A 222-nucleotide genomic window follows, 5' to 3' on the forward strand; every position below is an offset into this window, starting at 1 on the left:
CGTGCGGCTCGTGCGCGAAGGGACGGGCACGGTCACCCGTTTCGATCCCCTCTACGCGCCCGGCGACGAGGGCAGGGAGCGCCGACTATCCGCTGCTGGCCGACGGCGCGCACGCGGGCGCGTACGAGATCCACAGCGTGGACGCCGTGCGGCTCGTGCGCGAAGGGACGGGCACGGTCACCCGTTTCGATCCCCTCTACGCGCCCGGCGACGAGGGCAGGG

At 73.9% G+C, this 222-nt stretch carries 1 protein-coding gene; it reads left to right on the forward strand.

All coding sequences use genetic code 11. The features are described from left to right. The coding region (locus ACEN88_RS36505; protein ID WP_413347242.1) for a hypothetical protein at positions 1-222 on the forward strand (222 nt) is incomplete at both ends.

Origin of the sequence: Massilia sp. CT11-108 (assembly GCF_047302915.1) — a bacterium.
Taxonomy (GTDB): Bacteria; Pseudomonadota; Gammaproteobacteria; order Burkholderiales; family Burkholderiaceae_D; genus Telluria; species Telluria orientalis.